An 18,520-nucleotide genomic window follows, 5' to 3' on the forward strand; every position below is an offset into this window, starting at 1 on the left:
TGCGACGCGGCGGCAAGATCGATCTCGCAGCCCTCGCACAACCTGGCCCCGCCGACACGGGAACCGCATAGCGGGCAGTCGCAAGGGACACGGGCCTGCAGCCACCGCCCCAATGCCTGTAGGGACAATCGGCGCCCCCGGCCGGGATCGGCAATAATGTGGGCCATCCCCACATGAAATCATGTTCCGCCCATGGCACCGGCCCGGGCGCGACCGAAATGTCCCTTCCAACACCCGCCACCCCGCCCTCGCTCCCGCTCGTCGCCGCCGACGTGCCGCGCCAATTCGCCCGCCGCGGCGATCTGGCGGAAGCCCAGTTCCTGTATGGCGAAGTCGCCCGCCGCATGCTCGGCCGGCTACAGTACATCCGCGTGCAGCCGCAGGCCATGCTGGACGCCGGCTGTGGCGCCGGCGACAACCTGGCCCTGCTGCGCGAACGCTATGCCGAGGCCGCCTACACCGGTCTGGACAATTGCGAACCGTTGCTGGACATTGCCCGCAAGCGCCACGCCCCCGCCGGCCTGGGCGCCTGGATCGGCAAGCTGGCGCGTCGGGGCCCGGCCACCGGCTTCGTCAACGCCGATCTGGCCGCCACCGGCCTGGCGCCGGAATCGCACGAACTGGTGTGGTCCAACCTGGCCCTGCACTGGCACCGCGAGCCGCACGCCGTGCTGGCGGAATGGCGCCGCATCCTCAAGGTGGGCGGGTTGGCGATGTTCTCCTGTCTGGGGCCGGCCACGCTGCGCGAGCTGCGCCAGGCGCTCGGCGATGCCGGCCTGCGCACCGCCACGCCGGCCTTCGTCGACATGCACGACTTTGGCGATCTGCTGGTGGAAAACGGCTTCGCCGATCCGGTCATGGACCAGGAAATCCTGACCCTGACCTATCGCACCCCGGAAAAGCTGCTGCAGGACGTGCGCGCGCTGGGCGGCAACCCCGCGGCCGGCCGCCGCGGCGGCCTGGTGGGACGCGACTGGCGGGCCAGGCTGTGCGCGGCGCTGGAAGCCCAGCGCCGTCCCGATGGCGTCATCGCCCTGAGTATCGAAGTGGCCTATGGCCATGCCTGGCGCGCCGCCACGCACCGCGGCAGCGCCGGGGAAACCCGCCTGTCGGTCAGCGCCATCGGTGGCCGCCAGCGCGACACGCCCTGATCCACCTCGCCGCGGCCGCCGGCCCGCCTGCGCGGGATGCCGGGCCGGGGCACGGGACCACGATCAGTGCAGGCGTTCGGGCAGGGCCGGCGTCACACCAGGCTCGGCCGCCGACAGGGGTTGCATGGGTTCTGACGTGGCGCGAATGCGCCGCCGCAACACCGCGGTCGGTTCGGCCGGCGCGGCCACCTGGGGCGTTTCACCGCGCCAGGCGTGCGACATCGACTCCACCACCAGCGGCAGATCGCGCAGGCGATGGAACTGGTTGCGCAGCCAGCGGGCGTCGTTGCCGCTGCGCATGGCGTCGTCGCGCAGCGTCGCGATCATGTCGCCCGTGCCGAGTTCCTCGGCCACCGGCATCAGGCGCTGGAACAGCGCACGCAGGTGATCCATCAGCCGCAGCCGTTGGCCATCGGGAGTGACATAGCTGCCCTGCAGGCCGAAGCGGCAGGCCTGGAAATGATTGCTGCGATAGGACAGCCAGGCCTTGTCGCTGGGGTCGTCCTCGCGCATCAGCAGCACCGACAGCGCCTGTGCGAACGCCGCGATCTGGCACGCCCGTTCCACGGTCAGCGGGGTATCGCAGACGCGGATCTCCACCGTGCCGAATTCGGGCTTGGGGCGGATGTCCCAGTACAGGTCCTTGATGCTCTCGGCCAGGCCATAGGCGCGCAACTGCGCCAGATGGGCCTCGAACTGGTACCAGTCCTTGACCTCGGCCGGCATGTGACCGGCCAGCGGGAAACTGTTGACCGCGTTCAGGCGCGAGCACGAGAACAGGGTATCGACTCCCTCGCAATACGGCGAGGAGGCCGACAACGCGATAAAGTGCGGCACATAGGGCGACAGCCGACGCAACAATTTGATGGCTTCATCGCCGCTTCGCACGCCCAGATGGATGTGCTGGCCGAATACCGTAAATTGACGCGCCAGGTAACCATACATTTCGGCAAGGTATTGGAAGCGCGGCGTATCCGAGATGGAGCGCTCCTGCCAGCGCATGAAGGGATGACCGCCGCCGCCCGCCACCGAAACGCCGACGGCATCTGCCGCCTCGACCAGGACATCGCGCATCTCGCGCATCTCGGCCAGCAGGCCCATCGGGTGCTCGTGCACCGAGGAATTCAGTTCGATCATGGACCGCGTGATTTCCGGTTTGACGCGGTCGGCGATGGGGTGATTGGCCAGTTGGGCCAGCAGCTCGTCAGAGGCTGCGGTCAGGTCGAAACTGCGGGGGTCGATCAGTTGCAACTCGAGTTCGATGCCCAGGGTGTTGGGGGCCGACGAAATGAACGGGATCTGTTCCATCTCGGACTCCTTCGGATATGTGATGAGGGGGTGCGCCGTTCGACCTTGAAGCCCGGCGACTTCCCGGGGGGCACTAGACGGCAGCTTGTGAACGCATAATAGCCGCATGTTTGTGGCAAAACGATTGAAAATCGTGACATTTGTGCGCAACATTCCGACGCAATCGGTTTTCCCCTCTGGCACGAGGTGAGCAAGCACTCACAACGTAGGCACGGCGCGGCCTCGCGGCCCGCGAAGGACGCAAGTGCAAGCGGGACAAGGATTCCGGCAATGGGTGGGATAACCCTGACACGGGTTTTCCCCAGGGCATTCGGGCGGCCGCCGCGGGCCGCCTGCCCGGCCACTGCGCCGCCGGCGTGCGGGCTGGCAGCGCGGTTACTTGCGCCAGAAGGCGGGCGTGAAAAGCACCAGCACCGTCAGCAATTCAAGGCGGCCGATGAGCATGGCGAAGGTGCAGACCCAGATCTGGAAGTCCGACAACACCGCGAAGTTGCCCATGGGGCCTACCGGCCCCAGGCCGGGCCCGGTATTGTTGATGCTGGCGAATATGGCGGAAAAGGCCGTTATCGGGTCCAGTCCCGATAACAGCAGCAGGCTGGTGAAGACCGCGATGGACAGCCCGTAGATCAGCATGAACGCCAGCACCGAGGACATGGTCCGCGTCTCGACCGCACGGCCGTTGATACGCACCGGGCTGATCGCATGCGGATGCAACATTGTTACCAGCTCGTTGCGCGCCTGCTTGACCAGCAAAATGGCGCGGATCATCTTGATCCCGCCTCCTGTCGAGCCGGCCGAGGTGGCGAACCCGGACAGCAACAGCATGGTCAACGGCGCGAACAAGGGCCATTGCGCGAAGTCGGTGTTCGCGTAGCCGGTGGTGGTGCCCATGGAAATGGTGTTGAACATGCCATAACGCAATGCCTGCAACGGGTCCTGGTACACCCCCTTGACGAACAGGAAGCCGGAAATCACCAGCCCCACCCCCACCACGATCACCAGATAGGGAATGGCCTGCGGGCATTGCAGGTAGGCGCGCGCGCTGCGCAGGCGCAGCGCATTGAAATGGGTCGCGAAGTTGATGCCGGCGATCAGCATGAACACCATGGCCACCATCTCGACCGCCACCGAATCGAAATGCGCGAAGCCGTCGTCCCAGGTCGAGAACCCGCCCAGCCCCATGGTCGTGGCCATGTGGCACCACGCCTCGAACCACGACAGGCCGACCGCGCGATATGCCAGGAAGCACAGGATCGAAAAAGCGAAATACACCGCGTAGAGCGCCTTGGCGGTACTGGCGATGCGCGGCGTGAGGCGCTCGTCCTTCATGGGGCCGGGCGTCTCGGCCCGCACCACCTGGTGGCCGCCCACGCCCAGCAGCGGCAGAATGGCCACCGCCAGCACCAGGATGCCCATGCCGCCGACCCACACCAGGGTGGCGCGCCACAGGTTGATCGAGGGGGGCAGCGCGTCCAGGTTGGCCAGCACGGTGGCGCCCGTGGTCGTCAGCCCGGACATGGCTTCGAAATAGGCGTTGGTGAACGACAGCGGCAAGCCCGCACGGTGGAAATAGAGCAACAGGGGAATCGCCGCCAGCAATGGCAGGCCGGCCCACACGGCCGACACCAGCACGAAACCGTCGCGCGCGCGCAGTTCGCTGCGGGCACGCCGCGTCAGCGCCGCCAGGGCGACGCCGATGCCGATGGACAGCAGGAAGCCATGCAGGAAAGCGCTGCGCGCCGCGTCGCCGCCGGCATAGGCCACGCCCAGCGGAATCAGCATGGTGAGGGCGAACATCACCATGGTCAGCCCCAGGATATGCAGGGTCGCCAGGACGCGCTTCATGCGGCCTCCCCGGCCGCCGCCGGTCCGTCGGGATGCTGGAAGCGCGGGTTCATCAGAAGAACGACGCCGACACTTGGAACAGCTTTTCCACGCGCGGCATCTGCTTGCGCGAGGGCACGAAGACGATGACGTGGTCGTCCGTTTCGATCACGGTATCGGCATCGGGCAGGATGATTTCGTCCTCGCGCACCAGGGCGCCGATGCTGGCGCCCTTGGGCAGGCTGATCTCGCCGACCTTGCGGCCCACCACCTTGGAGGTGGAGCGGTCGCCATGGGCGATGGCCTCCAGGGCCTCGGCCACGCCCTGGCGCAGCCGGTGCACGGCCGCCACGTCGCCCCGGCGCACATGGCGCAGCAGTTCGCTCATGGTGGCCTGCGACGGCGACACCGCGATGTCGATATGGCTGCCCTGCATCAGCTCGCCATAGGCCTGGCGGTTGATCAGCGCGATCACCTTGCGGGCGCCCAGCCGCTTGGCCAGCAGCGACGACATGATGTTGTCCTCGTCGTCGCTGGTCAGGGCCAGCCAGGTGTCCATGTCCTCGATGTTCTCGCGTTCCAGCAGCGCCTCGTCGGTGCCGCTGCCGTGCAGCACCAGCACACTGTCCGGCAACTGCGTGGCCAGGTATTCGCAGCGTTTGAGGTCGCGTTCGATGATGCGCACGCTGTAGTTTTCCTCGGCCAGCGCCCGCGCCAGCCGCAGGCCGATGTTGCCGCCGCCGGCGATCATCACACGGCGCACGGCCTTTTCGGCTTCGCGCAGTTGCCGCACGGCGCGACGCGCGTGGCGCGTGTCCACCACCAGCACCGCTTCGTCGCCGGGCGCGATCACGGTGCCGGCTCCGGCCCGCAGCGGCCGCCCGCCGCGCAGCACGTCGATCACACGGGCGGTGACATCGGGCCAGACTTCGCGCAGCTTGTCGACGGGATGGTGCGCCATGGGGCTGCCATGCCCCACCCTCACGGTCACCACGCTGACCCGGCCCTCGGCGAATTCGACCACCTGCAAGGCTTCGGGGAATTCGATCAGGCTGTGCAGGTAGGTGGTGACGCTGCGCTCGGGGCTGATGATGGCGTCGACGCAGAAGCCTTCTTCGCTCATCAGCTCCGGGTATTCGGAGAACTCGACTGAACGGATGCGGGCGATGCGGCGCGGAATGTTGAACAACTGGCGGGCGATCTTGCAGGCCACCATGTTGGCGGCGTCGGACGCGGCGCAGGCGATCAGCAGGTCGGTGTCGGCCGCCCCAGCGGCTTCCAGCACCGAGACCTGGGACCCGTCGCCATGGACGACGCGCAGGTCGAAGTGTTCTTGCAGGTATTGCAGTTGGGAGGGATCGGAATCGATCACGGTGATGTCGTTCTGCTCGGACACCAGGTTTTCAGCCACGCTGGTGCCGACACGACCAGCGCCGATGATCAGGATCTTCATGCGCCTCGCTTGCGCGCGGATTCGATGCCCAATTGCTTGAGCTTGCGATAGAGATGGGTACGCTCAAGGCCGGTGCGCTCGGATACCCGCGTCATGCTGTGGCTTTCGCGGACCAGATGATATTCGAAATAGATGCGCTCGAATTCGTCACGCGCCTCGCGCAGCGGCTGGTCCAGCGAAATGCTGCCCAACTGGCCGTTGGCGCTGACGGGAATCTCGTTGGCGGGCGCGGCCGACAGCGCCGGCGGGTCGAGCTCGTCTTCGAGGGCCACGACGGTGCTGGCCGCCGCCGGCGCCGCCACGGGCACCGGATGCGGCACCCGGCCTCGGGCCAGGCCGGCGGCCACGGTCTTGAGCAGGCGTTGCAGCGTGATCGGCTTTTCGAGGAAATCCATGGCGCCGATGCGGGTGGCCTCGACCGCCGTGTCGATGGTGGCGTGGCCGCTCATCATGATCACGGGCATGTCGAGCAAACCCTGCGAGCCCCATTCCTTGAGCAGGCTGACGCCATCGGTGTCCGGCATCCAGATGTCCAGCAGCACCAGATCGGGACGCATGCGCAGGCGCGCGGCGCGCGCCTGCGCCGCGTTTTCGGCCAATTCGACCGTGTGCCCTTCGTCGTAAAGGATTTCCGACAAAAGCTCGCGAATACCGACTTCGTCGTCAACCACCAGAATTCTGGCCATAAAGCATCCACCTATTGCGTAGCCGCATTATCCTTTTCTTGCGCGGTCGCGTCCATAGTATCGGCCCCGGGCGCAAGCCGGGTCAACAAGATGGAAATCCGCGCGCCCCCTTCCTTGCGATTGGCAAGGTCGATCCGACCGCCGTGCTCTTCCACTATCTTGCGTACGATTGCCAATCCTAACCCAGTCCCGTGGGACTTGGTGGTGACGTAGGGCTCGAAGGCGCGCTGCATGACCTGTGGCGGGAAGCCCGGGCCCGTATCGGCGACCGTGAAACGCAGCGCCTGCTGGTCGGCCCGATCGGGCTGCTCGCTGCGCATCAGTTGGGTCGTGACGCTAACCCGGCCATTGCCGCCCTGTTCGGCAATCGCGTCGCGGGCATTGGACAACAGGTTGTGGATCACCTGCCGCAACTGGGTCGGATCGCCCTCGATGGCAGGCAGGCCCGCGCCCAGGTTGACGTCCAGATTCAGCGCCTGGCCGGACGCCGAGCGCACCGAGACGCCCCCATCCGGCTCCCACCCGTACAGCGACAGCACATCGGCCACCAGTGCATTGAAGTCGATGCGCTGCATCACCGCAGGCGGGGTGCGGGCGTATTCACGGAAATCGTCCACCATCTGCTTGAGCGAGGCCACCTGGTTGACGATGGTGTTGGTGGAGCGTTCGACGATCTGCGCCTCGGCCGGCGGCAGCTTGCCTTCCAGCTTCATCGCCAGGCGCTCGGCGGATAGCTGGATCGGCGTCAGCGGGTTCTTGATTTCGTGGGCGAGGCGGCGCGCGACCTCGCCCCAGGCCACCGTGCGGTTGGCCGAAATGACCTCGGTGATGTCGTCGAACACCACCAGGTAGCCGTTGCCACGGCCGTCGACCCGCAGGTGCGTGCCGCGCGCCAGCAGCGTCAGCGGCTGCGGCCCGTTGGGTGTATCGCCCTGCTTGGGCGCGATCTCGAACTGCTGCTGCCAGTGCTGGCGCTCGGAGCCCACCGCCGCGTGGGTGGAAAACGCCTGCCGCACGATATTGGCGAACTCGAGCATGCCATCCACGGTTTCCAGCGGCCGCCCGATCACCGAGCGCAGATCGGCCTGCAGGATGGTCTGCGCGCCCTGGTTGACGGTGGTGACGCGGAACGCCTCGTCGAACACCAGCACCCCCGAGGACAGGTTCGACAGCACGCTCTCCAGATAGACGTTGGAGCGTTCAAGCTGTTGGCGGTTGCTCTCGACCATGCGACGGGCCTCGTCGAGCTGGCGCGTCATGGCGTTGAAAGAACGGGTGAGCTGGCCAACCTCGTCGCGTTCCGGAGGCTCCGGCAGCGGCCGGTAGTCGCCCACGCCCACGGCCTGGGTGCCGCCGGCCAGGCTGAGCAATGGCCGCACCAGCCGCTTGGACAACGACAACGCCACGGCAATGGCGCCGAACGCGGCCAGCAGCAGCGCCAGGGTCAGCGTGATGCCGTAAAGCTTGCGCAGGCCCAGCCGCGACAGCGCCAGCTCCTGGTAGTCGCGAAAGCCCTGCTGCACCAGGTTGGCGTTGTGCGCGATCTGCTCCGGCACCGGCTGCAGCAATTGCAGCCAGCGCGGCTCGGAAGCCGCCCCCAGCAGGTTGTCATAGCGGTCCGGGCCGGTCAGGGGAATCACCACCCGCAGATGCAGCCCGCCGTCCATCCCTGGCTTGACGGGGTCGTCGGCCTCGGCGGCCGAATAGCCACGCGACAGACGCAGTTGGTTCATCACGGTGGACGGCGGCATGGCCGGCAGCAGTTGGCCGTACTGGCTGGTGGAAAATGCCACCATGCGGCCGCTGCCGGTGAAGACCATGGCTTCCTGCACGCCGTTGGCTTCGCGCAAGCGGGTCAGCGCGAGTGTCACGCCGGTGTCGGAATTGCGATTCAGCTCGGCGGCCATCGAGCGGGCCCGCGCATCCAGGTCGGCCAGTTGCGAATCGAGCGCGGCACGGCCCAGGTTCAGGCCGGCCTCCAGCGCGCTGTCGACCCGCACGTTGAACCAGGATTCGATCGAGCGCGACATGAACTGCACCGAGACGGTGTAGATCAAGGCGCCGGGCACCACGCCGATCAGGGCGAACGCCAGCGAGAACCTGGCGGTGAGCCGGGCGCCGAATTGCCGGCGGCGAATCTGCCGCGCCAGGCGCACCGTCAGGGCCACCACCCAGACGAACAGCGCCAGCGCGAAAATACCGTTAAGAACCAGCAAGATGTCGTAGTAGCGCGCAAAGCGCGAGGCATTGCCGGTAGACCACGCCAGCAGGCCCAGCAACGCCAGGCCGCTCACGGCGCCAACCACCAAGGCCAGCCGAAGCAACAGCCTCATGAGGGGTCTTTCTCCTTGTCACCCAGCGAGAACGAGAAATCGGTCCAGGGGGTGCCCTGAATCCACGAACTGCTGTTCAGGGCGTTGACCTGGAACGGCCGGGGCAGCAACGACGTGTCCAGCCGCAGCCGGAACTGGCCGCCATACACCACGCCCTCGTCGAAATCATCGGCATCCGCCACCTGCCAGTTGCGGACATGGCGGATGACGCTCATGGCGTCGTCCAGCGATGCCACCGGGAACGTCAGCTCGCCGACGCCGGCACGCCACTGGCGGGTCAATGCGTTGTAGATCACCCGCCAGGTGCGGGAAGTGTCCACCAGCGACTTGTCGAACCACCACCAGCGTTCGCGGGTGATGGTCAGGTCGGCCGTGAAATACAGCGGCACGCCGCGCTGGGCGGCATCGCGCAATTGCTGGTTCAGTTCGAATTCGATGTCGGCGTCGATTTCAAGCTTGTCGCCACGCACGACCGGTTCGACGCGCACCACCTTCGGCTCGGACCCGTGCGCCTGACCGGCCGGCGCCAAAGACAGCGCGGCGGATGCGAACAATAACCCCAGAAATAAGCGTGAAATGATGGACATACGACACCGAAACCGTCTTGCCCCTATTCTTGGCGATTCAGGACTGCTTGGCAAACAAGGCGTAGAAAAACCCGTCGTGTTGTGCCGCGGGTGTTGCATCGACCGCAACTGGCAGCAACTGGCCTGGCGCGTCCAGCCGCGTGGCCTCGGGGTGGCGCTGCAGGAACTCGAGCGCCTGGCGCGTGCCTTCGATCGGGAAGACCGAGCAGGTGACATACAGCAGGCGGCCGCCGGGCGCCACCGTGCGCCAGAGGGCGTCCAGGATGCGGGCCTGCAGCGCCGCGGTGCGACGCAGGTCGTTTTCGCGGCGCAGCCAGCGGATGTCGGGATGGCGGCGCACGATGCCCGATGCGGTGCATGGCACGTCCGCCAACACCGCATCGAACGGCTGGCCATCCCACCACGCATCCAGGTCGGCGGCGTCGGCGGCGCGCAGGCGCACCTGCTCGCCGGCCAGGCCGAGCCGGTCCAGGTTCTGGCCGACGCGGGCCAGGCGGTCAGCGTCGGCATCCAGCGCCAGCAGGTCGATATCGGCCAGTTCCAGCAGGTGGGCGGTCTTGCCGCCGGGCGCGGCGCAGGCGTCCAGCACGCGCATGCCGTCTTTGGGCGCCAGCAGCTCGGCGGCCAACTGGGCGCCAGCGTCCTGCACCGACCACCAGCCCTCGGCGAAGCCCGGCAACTGGGTCACCGGACGGGGCGTGGCCAGCACCAGACCAGCCGCGCCCACGGCTTCGGCCGCCAGGCCGGCGTCATGGAACGCGGCCAGCACCTGCTCGCGGCTGGCGCGGCGGCGATTGACGCGCAGCGTCAGCGGCGCCGGCACATTGGCCGCCCGCAGCACATCCTGCCATTGCCGCGGATAAGCCACGCGCAATTGCTTGACCCACCAACCAGGGTGGTTCCATTCCGCCTCCGGGCTGTCGGCCACCGCGGCGTCAAGGATCGTCCGTTCACGCAGGAAGCGGCGCAGGCAGGCATTGAGCAGGCCCTTGAACGACGCCAGGCTGCGGCTCCGGGCCGCCGCCGTGACGGCCTGGTCCACCACCGTATGCGGTGCGTATACCGGCATGCCGGGCAGCGCCGCGGCGGCCTCGCCCTCGGCCTTGAGCAACGTCAGCGATACCAGCAGCAGCGATTCGAACAGCACATTCGGATACCGCTGCACCAGCTCGCGGCCGACCGCATCGGCCCAACCCAGGTAGCGCATGGCGTGAAACGACACCGCCTGCGTGGCGGGACGCAGCCCGCCGTCGACGTCGGCCAGCGCCTCGGTCAGCGAGCGGCCGTCCAGGACGTCCTGCACCACCTCCGCGCTGGAGAGCAGAATGGCGGACAGCGGCGGGGCCAGATGAGGGGGGTCGGAACGCGTGGACATGGCAACAGATCAGAGGATAAGACCGCTATGGTAGCCCGGCGCGGCCCGCCTGCCCCGGCGGCGGCCGCGCCCAATGCTGGACGAACCGGAACGGGCGCGTCACACTGGCCGCTTGCCACGGAGCCCGCCATGTCCACCGCCACACTGCTGCTGTTCATCCTGGCCTCGGCCGTCGCCATCGTGACGCCCGGCCCCACCGTGCTGCTCGCCATGAGCAACGGCTGGCGCCACGGCGTACGTACCGCCTGCTGGGGCATGGGTGGCGCGGTATTGGCGGATTTCATCCTGGTGGGTGCGGTCGCCTCCGGCCTGGGCGTGGTGCTGGCCGCCTCGGAGATCGCTTTTCACGCCATCAAATGGGCGGGCGCGGCATATCTGGCCTACCTGGGCTGGAAGATGCTGCGGTCGGACGCGGCCCTGGTGCTGCCGGCGGCCGAGTCTGGCGCCAGCCGCCCCAAGGGGGTCCGGCTGGGCCTGCGCAGCTTCGTGGTGGCGCTGACCAATCCGAAGGCGCTGCTGTTCATGTCGGCCTTCCTGCCGCAATTCATCAACACCCAGGCCCCCCTGCTGCCGCAATACGCCATCGTGGCCGCCGTGCTGGCGCTGATGAACATCGCCACCATGCTGGCTTACGCCACCCTGGGGGCGCAACTGGTGCGCGCCTTCCGCGGTTCCGGCCTGCGCTGGCTGAACCGGGTCTGCGGCTCGCTCATGATCGGACTGGCCGGCACCCTGGCGCTGTACCGCCGCGGCGGCGCCTGAACTCGCGCGGCATGCGCGCCGGATGGCGCTGGAAATATTGGGGACACACAACATCCAGCGGCCCGACCCGGCGACCCGCTAAAATATCGGCCCCCCGCCCTGCCGCGCTAGAATTGCGCAGTATTTGATCATTGGCGCCGGCTCGCGCCCACCGAGGTATTCCATGTCTTCCCCCAAAGTCGGCTTTGTCAGCCTGGGCTGTCCCAAAGCCCTGGTCGACTCCGAACGCATCCTGACCCAACTGCGCACCGAAGGCTATCAAGTCACGCCCGAGTACAACGACGCCGACGTCGTGGTGGTCAACACCTGTGGTTTCATCGACAGCGCCAAGGCCGAGTCGCTGGAAGCCATCGGCGAAGCGCTGGCCGAGAACGGCAAGGTCATCGTCACCGGCTGCATGGGCGTCGAGGAATCGGTGATCCGCAACGTGCATCCCAGCGTGCTGGCCGTGACCGGCCCGCAGCAGTACGAGGAAGTGGTGCGCGCCGTGCATGACGCCGCGCCGCCCAAGAAGGACCACAATCCCTACCTGGACCTGGTGCCGCCGCAGGGCGTCAAGCTGACTCCGCGCCACTACGCCTACCTGAAGATCTCGGAAGGCTGCAATCACCGCTGCAGCTTCTGCATCATCCCGTCGATGCGCGGCGACCTGGTCAGCCGCCCGGTGGGCGACGTGCTCAGCGAGGCAGAGCGCCTGGTCAAGGCCGGCGTCAAGGAACTGCTGGTGATCTCACAGGACACCAGCGCCTACGGCGTCGACGTCAAGTACCGCAGCGGCTTCTGGAACGGCCGCCCGGTGCGCACCCGCATGACCGAGCTCTGTACCGCCTTGTCCGAAATGGGTGTCTGGACGCGCCTGCATTACGTGTATCCGTATCCGCACGTGGACGAAGTGATTCCGCTGATGGCCGAGGGCAAGATCCTGCCCTACCTGGACATCCCGTTCCAGCACGCCAGCCCGCGCATCCTCAAGGCCATGAAGCGTCCGGCATTCGAGGACAAGACACTGGCGCGCATCAAGAAGTGGCGCGAGATCTGCCCCGACCTGACCATCCGCTCGACCTTCATCGTCGGCTTCCCCGGCGAGACCGAGGAAGACTTCCAGTACCTGCTGGACTGGATGCAGGAAGCGCAGCTCGACCGCGTTGGCTGTTTCCAGTATTCCCCGGTCGAAGGCGCGCCCGCCAACCTGCTCGACAATCCGGTGCCGGATGAGATCAAGCAGGAACGCTGGGAACGCTTCATGGAACTGCAGCAGTCGATCTCGACCGCGCGCCTGGCGCAAAAGGTCGGCCGCGAGATCGAGGTGCTGATCGACGAAGTGGATGAAGACGGCGCCGTGGGCCGCAGCGCCGGCGATGCGCCGGAAATCGACGGTTGCGTCTACGTCAGCTCGGACCGCCAGCTCAAGGCCGGCGACCTGGTGCGCGCCCGCGTCACCGAATCCGACGAGTACGACCTCTGGGCCGACACGGTCTGAACCTTCCACGCGCCGGCGGCGCCCGCCGCCGGTTGCATTCAGGCCTCCAGCAGTTTCAGCCCCGCCACGCCGCCCACGATCAACGCGATGCATGCCAGCCGCGCAACGGACGGCGAATCGCCGAACAGCACGATCCCCAGCACCGCGATGCCCACCGAACCGATGCCCGTCCACACCGCGTAGGCGGTGCCGGCGGGCAAGTGCCGCATCGCCAGCGTCAGCAGGAAGATGCTGCCCAACGCCGCGGCAATGCCAATGGCGCTGGGCCAGAAGCGGGTCCAGCCGTCCGCGTACTTCAAGGCCAGCGCCATCACGATCTCCACCGCGCTTGCGGCCAACAGGATCCACCAGGCCATCGCGGCCTCCCTTCGAGATTGGAATGCGGCCAGCTTAGGGCCTATAGTTACCCAGGCACAAGTACGCACCTTTTGGTAACCATGAGGGCCTGACATGGCTGGTTCTCCCGCTTCCCCCGGCGATGTCTTCGACGCCGCCTGCCCGTCGCGCCGCGCGCTCGAGCTGATCTCCGGCAAGTGGGTGCCGCTGGTCCTGCCGGCACTGGCGCGCGGCCCGCTGCGCAACAGCGAGCTGCTGCGCAGGCTCGATGGCATTTCACAGAAGATGATGACGCAGACGCTGCGCGACCTGGAACGCCACGGCCTGGTGCGGCGCGAGGACATGCGCACCGTGCCGCCGCACGTGCGCTATCACCTGACGGATCTGGGGAAATCGTTGAACGTGGCGCTGGTGGCCCTGGATCGCTGGGCCGAACGGCACCATGCGCAACTGGATGCGGCGGCGCGGCGCCATGACGCGGCCGCCGCCCGCCGCTGACGTCTGGCTCAGTGCTTGGCCAGGAAATCGGACATATCGTCGGCGTGCTCTTCCTCGACCGCCAGGATCTCTTCCAGCAGGCGGCGGGTGGTCGAATCCTGCTCGCCGATGTAGTCGATCATCTGCCGGTAGCTGTCGATGGCGATGCGCTCGGCGATCAGGTTTTCCTTGATCATTTCCTCGAGCGTGGCGCCTTCGATGTACTCGGAATGGCTGCGCTCCAGCAGGCCCTTGGGCGACAGGTTGGGCTCGCCGCCCAACTGCACGATGCGCTCGGCCAGCTTGTCGGCGTGGTCCTGTTCCTGGGTGGCGTGCTCGGCGAACTCCGCCGCCACCGGCTCGGCGTTCAGGCCGCGGGCCATGAAGAAGTGGCGCTTGTAGCGCAGCACACAGACGATCTCGGTGGCCAGCGCTTCGTTCAGCAGTTTGAGCACGGTCTGGCGGTCGGCGCGGTAGGTATCGGTGACGGCGCCGGACTCGATGTCCTGGCGCGCCTTGGCGCGGATTGCCTTCACATCCATGTCGAAGGGGCGGCTCGCCTGTTCGCGGTTACGGGTCGTTTTTTCCATATCGTTAGCTCCTTGTAAGGTTGGCAATACGACGCTGGACTTCCAGTCGTTCCGAACGCCCCAGTCTACCGACCATGGGAAAAGATGCTGTGTCCAAACATTGCCCCGGCAGCCGGATCGGCCCCGCCGGGGTCTCGAAAAACACGCCCGGCGCTTCTCGTAAACTATCGGCTTCCCGAAAAGCCCGTGACGCAATCTGTAACGGGCCCGGCTATAAGCAGCTTCATATGACCCTGAAGAACATCTGTGTGTATTGCGGCTCCAATCCCGGCGCTCGCCCCGAATACCTGGAACAGGCCCGCGTGCTGGCCCGTGAACTCGTCAAGCGCGACCTCGGCCTGGTCTACGGCGGCTCGGTTGTCGGCATCATGGGCGTGATCGCCAATGAGGTGCTGGCCGGCGGCGGCCGCGTGATCGGCGTGATCCCGGAACTGCTGCAGAAAAAGGAACAGGCCCATCGCGGCCTGACCGAACTGCACCTGGTGCAAAGCATGCACGAGCGCAAGGCCATGATGATGGAAAAGGCCGACGGCTTCATCGCGCTGCCTGGCGGCGCCGGCACGCTAGAGGAATTCTTCGAGGTCTGGACCTGGGCCCAACTCAACATGCACAGCAAGCCGTGCGGACTGCTCAACATCGCCGGCTACTACGACACGCTGATGCAGTTCGTCGACCACGCCGTCGAGGAAGCCTTCATGCGCCCCCAGCACCGCGACATGCTGGTGGTCGAAAGCGATCCCGCCACACTGCTGGACCGCTACGCCATCTACGAGCCCCCCAACGTCTCCAAGTGGTTCGAGCCGGTCAAGCCCGAGCACCGCGCCCCCTAACCCCCAAGGAACCCGCAATGACCTCCGGTTCGTCGTCTCCCGCCAGCACCGAATCCGTATTGCGCGATTACTTTCACGCCAAGGACGAAAACCGCCCGCACTACATGGCGCGCGCCTTCGCGCCGCAAGCGGTGCTGAAGATGGCGCTGCGCACGCAGGCCATCGCGTTCCCGCCCGAGTCCCACGGCCTGGCCGCCATCACCGACACGCTGGTGCGCAAGTTCGGCCAGACCTACGACAACGTCTACACGTTCTACCTGTCGCGCCCTGAGGCCGGCGCGCACCTGTCCGACTATTCCTGTGACTGGATCGTCGGCATGACCGAAAAGGCCACGGGCAACGTGCGCGTGGGCTGCGGCCGTTATGACTGGACATTCCAGCCCGACCCCTACCGCGCCACGCACCTGACCATCACCATCGAGACCATGGTGACGCTGCCGGCCCGCGACACCGACGCCGTCTTCGGCTGGCTGCTGGCGCTGGATTACCCCTGGACCAGCGCGCAGCGCGTCGTTGCCGGCGCGCCACCGCTTGAAGACCTGGCGCCGGTGGTGCAGTATCTGCTTCACCCCATGTAGCCCGGCATCGGACTGTTTACTTGAAATACGACATCGCAGCCTTCGACTTCGACGGAACCCTGGCCGACACGATGCCTTGGTTCAATTCCATCCTCAACACGGTCGCGGACAAGTACGGTTTCCGCAAGATCGACGCCGCCGAGCGCGAGCAATTGCGCCACCGGGACGCCACCGAAATCCTGAAATTCCTGGGCATCCCGCTATGGAAGCTGCCCGCCATCCTGACGCACGTGCGCACGTTGATGCAGGAAATCGATCCCGGCGTCCATATGTTCGACGGCATTCCGCAGGCGCTGGCGCGCATGAAGGCAGGCGGCCTGCGCCTGGCCGTGGTCAGTTCCAATTCGCTGGAAAACGTGCAGCGCGTGCTCGGGCCGGAAACCGCCGCATTGTTCGACGACTACGAATGCGGCACCGACCTGTTCGGCAAGGCCGCCAAGATCGAGCGGCTGCTGCAGCGTCATGACACGCCTGCGGAGCGCTTCCTGCTGATCGGCGACGAAATGCGCGACATCGACGCGGCCCGCAAGGCCGGCGTACGGGTCGGCTCGGTGGCCTGGGGCTACAACCACGTGGATGCGCTGCGCGAGCGCGGTCCCGACGAATTGATCATGCAGGTCGCCGACCTGCCCGCCGTGCTGGCCTGAGCCGCGGCGCGGCACCACGACAAGGACACCGGATGGCACGCAACGTCGAAATCAAGGCCCGGATCGCCAGCCTGGCGGCCCTCGAACCCCTGGCGGCGGCGCTGTCGGGCGCTGCGCCGGTGCGCATCGCCCAGGACGACACGTTCTTCACCTGCGCCAACGGCCGCCTCAAACTGCGCGACTTCGGTAACGGCACCGGCGAGCTGATCTTCTACCGCCGCGCCGACGCGACCGGCCCCAAGGAAAGCTTCTACCTCATCTCGCCCACCGCCTCGCCCGACACCCTGCGCGAAGTGCTGGCGCTGGCCCACGGCGTGATCGGCCGCGTGCGCAAGCAACGGACACTGTTCATGGCTGGGCGCACCCGCATCCACCTGGACCGGGTCGAAGGGCTGGGGGAATTCCTGGAACTGGAAGTAGTGCTGCGCGACGGCGAAAGCGTCGAGGCCGGCGTGGCCGAGGCCCACGAACTACTGGCCAGCCTGCAGGTCGCGCCAGACCAGTTGCAGTCGGGCGCCTACCTGGACCTGCTGGCCCAACGCCCTTGAAAACGGGCCGTCCGCCATCGTAGCGGGGCCCGTTGCCGCATTGCGGCGGCGGTCGGCCTCAGGCCGGCTGCCAGCCCCGCACGAACACATCCACAGGCTGGCGCTTGCCGCCGGCCTTCTGCAATTCCAGCAAGCGCAGCACGCCCTCGCCGGTCGCGATGTCGATACCTTCGGCGTCCGCGCGCAGCACGCTGCCGGGCGCGGCCGTCGCGGTCTGCGCCACAGCCTCGGCACGCCATACCTTCACGGGGTCGGCCAGGCCGGGCAGGCGGATGCTGGCGCCCGGCACCGGATTGAAGGCACGCACCCGGCGCGCCAGCAATTCCGCCGGCTGGCCACAATCGAGCGCGGCTTCGCCCTTGTCCAGCTTGGCGGCGTAGGTCACGCCGTCTTCAGGCTGCGGGGTGGGCGTCAGGCCGCCCTGGTCCAGCGCGGCCAGCGCCGCGACGATCGCCTCACCGCCGGCCAGCGCCAGCGCGTCGTGCAATTGCGCGGCATTGGTGTCGGCGCCGATCGGCACGATGCGTTCGAGCAGCATGTCGCCGGTGTCCAGGCCCGCGTCCATCTGCATGATGGTGACGCCGGTGCGGTCGTCGCCCGCCTCGATGGCGCGCTGGATCGGTGCCGCGCCGCGCCAGCGCGGCAACAGGCTGGCGTGGATGTTCAGGCAGCCCAGGCGCGGCAGGTCCAGCACCCACTGCGGCAGGATCAGGCCGTAGGCGGCAACTACCATGACATCGGGCGCCACGCGTTCGAGCAGGGCGCGCGCCGCGGCGGCTTCATCGGGATAACGGCCGTCCAGCCGCAGGCTGCGCGGCTGGGCCACCTCGATGCCGGCCTCCAGCGCCGCCTGCTTGACGGGGCTGGGCGTGAGCTTGAGCCCGCGACCGGCCGGCCGGTCGGGCTGGGTCATGACCAGGGGAATGTCGTGCCCCGCCGCCCGCAGGGCGTCGAAGGCGATACGGGCGAATTCCGGCGTGCCGGCAAAGACTAGGCGCATGGGGTCGGACCGGGAGAAAGGAAACGGGCTCAGGCGCGCAGCGCTTCGCGCTCGGCCTTTTTCAGCTTGGTCTTGATGCGGTTCTGCTTCAGGTTGGAAAGGTATTCGACGAACACCTTGCCTTCCAGGTGGTCGAGTTCATGCTGCACACACACCGCCAGCAGGCCGTCGGCGTCGAACTCGAACGGCTTGCCGTCGATATCCAGCGCCTTGCAGCGGATGCGCGAGGCGCGCTCGACTTCGTCGTAGATGCCGGGAACCGACAGGCAGCCTTCCTCGTAGATCTTGTAATCGTCGCTGCGCCAGGTGATCTCGGGATTGATCAGCACCAGCAGTTGATTGCTTTCTTCGGACACGTCGATGACGACCACGCGCTCGTGCACGTCGACCTGCGTCGCGGCCAGGCCCACGCCCGGCGCGTCGTACATGGTTTCGGCCATGTCGCGCACCAGTTGGCGGATACGGTCATCGACCTCGGCGACCGGCTTGGCCTTCTTGTGCAAGCGCGGATCCGGGTAGCGAAGGATAGGAAGTAAAGCCATTGAAGGGAGGAAT

General features: G+C 67.0%; 19 protein-coding genes. 8 read left to right on the forward strand and 11 right to left on the reverse strand.

Annotated elements, in window-relative coordinates; translation table 11 throughout:
* The first annotated feature begins 218 nt into the window (after positions 1-218).
* Positions 219-1,151 (forward strand): methyltransferase domain-containing protein, encoded by a 933-nt coding sequence (locus AC6LKG_RS02860; protein WP_498162565.1) that lies wholly within the window; start codon positions 219-221, stop codon positions 1,149-1,151.
* A gap of 63 nt (positions 1,152-1,214) precedes the next feature.
* Here AC6LKG_RS02860 and AC6LKG_RS02865 read toward each other — a convergent pair whose 3' ends face one another.
* From AC6LKG_RS02865 to rsmB, 7 genes are all read right to left on the reverse strand, one after another.
* Positions 1,215-2,459, reverse strand: a complete 1,245-nt coding sequence (locus AC6LKG_RS02865) for a YbdK family carboxylate-amine ligase (protein WP_498162567.1) — start codon at positions 2,457-2,459, stop codon at positions 1,215-1,217.
* A gap of 375 nt (positions 2,460-2,834) precedes the next feature.
* Positions 2,835-4,304 carry a TrkH family potassium uptake protein gene (locus AC6LKG_RS02870; RefSeq protein WP_498162568.1) on the reverse strand — a complete coding sequence of 490 codons (1,470 nt, stop codon included), beginning with the start codon at positions 4,302-4,304 and terminating at the stop codon, positions 2,835-2,837.
* A gap of 52 nt (positions 4,305-4,356) precedes the next feature.
* Entirely contained in the window at positions 4,357-5,736 is a 1,380-nt protein-coding gene (gene trkA / locus AC6LKG_RS02875; protein WP_498162570.1) for a Trk system potassium transporter TrkA, read from the reverse strand.
* Positions 5,733-6,422: a response regulator gene (locus tag AC6LKG_RS02880; protein WP_498162572.1), complete on the reverse strand. Its 690-nt coding sequence runs from the start codon at positions 6,420-6,422 to the stop codon at positions 5,733-5,735. The genes trkA and AC6LKG_RS02880 overlap by 4 nt, the downstream gene beginning before the upstream one ends.
* 11 nt (positions 6,423-6,433) lie before the next feature.
* Positions 6,434-8,755, reverse strand: a complete 2,322-nt coding sequence (locus AC6LKG_RS02885; RefSeq protein WP_498162573.1) for a sensor histidine kinase — start codon at positions 8,753-8,755, stop codon at positions 6,434-6,436.
* Positions 8,752-9,342: a DUF4390 domain-containing protein gene (locus AC6LKG_RS02890; RefSeq protein ID WP_498162574.1), complete on the reverse strand. Its 591-nt coding sequence runs from the start codon at positions 9,340-9,342 to the stop codon at positions 8,752-8,754. The genes AC6LKG_RS02885 and AC6LKG_RS02890 overlap by 4 nt, the downstream gene beginning before the upstream one ends.
* A 37-nt stretch (positions 9,343-9,379) precedes the next feature.
* Positions 9,380-10,717 (reverse strand): 16S rRNA (cytosine(967)-C(5))-methyltransferase RsmB, encoded by a 1,338-nt coding sequence (gene rsmB / locus AC6LKG_RS02895; RefSeq protein WP_498162576.1) that lies wholly within the window; start codon positions 10,715-10,717, stop codon positions 9,380-9,382.
* Between the two features lie 129 nt (positions 10,718-10,846).
* On the opposite strand from rsmB, the gene AC6LKG_RS02900 reads away from it, so the two are divergent.
* On the forward strand, positions 10,847-11,479 hold the full coding sequence (locus tag AC6LKG_RS02900; RefSeq protein WP_498162577.1) for a LysE family translocator: 633 nt from the start codon (positions 10,847-10,849) through the stop codon (positions 11,477-11,479).
* Positions 11,480-11,642: 163 nt separating this feature from the next.
* Entirely contained in the window at positions 11,643-12,959 is a 1,317-nt protein-coding gene (gene rimO, locus AC6LKG_RS02905) for a 30S ribosomal protein S12 methylthiotransferase RimO (protein WP_498162579.1), read from the forward strand.
* Between the two features lie 38 nt (positions 12,960-12,997).
* On the opposite strand, the gene AC6LKG_RS02910 is transcribed toward rimO, so the two are convergent.
* Positions 12,998-13,315 (reverse strand): DMT family transporter, encoded by a 318-nt coding sequence (locus AC6LKG_RS02910; protein ID WP_498162580.1) that lies wholly within the window; start codon positions 13,313-13,315, stop codon positions 12,998-13,000.
* Positions 13,316-13,409: 94 nt separating this feature from the next.
* On the opposite strand from AC6LKG_RS02910, the gene AC6LKG_RS02915 reads away from it, so the two are divergent.
* Complete coding sequence (locus AC6LKG_RS02915; protein WP_498162581.1) at positions 13,410-13,793, forward strand: winged helix-turn-helix transcriptional regulator; 384 nt, start codon at positions 13,410-13,412, stop codon at positions 13,791-13,793.
* Between the two features lie 8 nt (positions 13,794-13,801).
* On the opposite strand, the gene AC6LKG_RS02920 is transcribed toward AC6LKG_RS02915, so the two are convergent.
* Entirely contained in the window at positions 13,802-14,362 is a 561-nt protein-coding gene (locus tag AC6LKG_RS02920) for a ferritin-like domain-containing protein (protein ID WP_498162582.1), read from the reverse strand.
* Between the two features lie 227 nt (positions 14,363-14,589).
* On the opposite strand from AC6LKG_RS02920, the gene AC6LKG_RS02925 reads away from it, so the two are divergent.
* The 4 genes from AC6LKG_RS02925 to AC6LKG_RS02940 are packed head-to-tail and all read left to right on the forward strand — an operon-like array spanning position 14,590 to position 16,965.
* Complete coding sequence (locus AC6LKG_RS02925; RefSeq protein ID WP_498162584.1) at positions 14,590-15,192, forward strand: LOG family protein; 603 nt, start codon at positions 14,590-14,592, stop codon at positions 15,190-15,192.
* 17 nt (positions 15,193-15,209) lie between these two features.
* Positions 15,210-15,770 carry a hypothetical protein gene (locus tag AC6LKG_RS02930; RefSeq protein WP_498162585.1) on the forward strand — a complete coding sequence of 187 codons (561 nt, stop codon included), beginning with the start codon at positions 15,210-15,212 and terminating at the stop codon, positions 15,768-15,770.
* Between the two features lie 20 nt (positions 15,771-15,790).
* Positions 15,791-16,417 (forward strand): HAD hydrolase-like protein, encoded by a 627-nt coding sequence (locus tag AC6LKG_RS02935; RefSeq protein WP_498162587.1) that lies wholly within the window; start codon positions 15,791-15,793, stop codon positions 16,415-16,417.
* 32 nt (positions 16,418-16,449) lie between these two features.
* On the forward strand, positions 16,450-16,965 hold the full coding sequence (locus AC6LKG_RS02940; protein ID WP_498162588.1) for a class IV adenylate cyclase: 516 nt from the start codon (positions 16,450-16,452) through the stop codon (positions 16,963-16,965).
* A gap of 58 nt (positions 16,966-17,023) precedes the next feature.
* On the opposite strand, the gene fmt is transcribed toward AC6LKG_RS02940, so the two are convergent.
* Both fmt and def read right to left on the reverse strand, forming a co-directional pair.
* Positions 17,024-17,965: a methionyl-tRNA formyltransferase gene (fmt, locus tag AC6LKG_RS02945; RefSeq protein WP_498162590.1), complete on the reverse strand. Its 942-nt coding sequence runs from the start codon at positions 17,963-17,965 to the stop codon at positions 17,024-17,026.
* A 29-nt stretch (positions 17,966-17,994) separates the two neighbouring features.
* Positions 17,995-18,507 (reverse strand): peptide deformylase, encoded by a 513-nt coding sequence (gene def, locus AC6LKG_RS02950; protein ID WP_006389914.1) that lies wholly within the window; start codon positions 18,505-18,507, stop codon positions 17,995-17,997.
* Between the last annotated feature and the right edge of the window lie 13 nt (positions 18,508-18,520).

It is taken from the genome of Achromobacter sp. 46006, assembly GCF_059761975.1.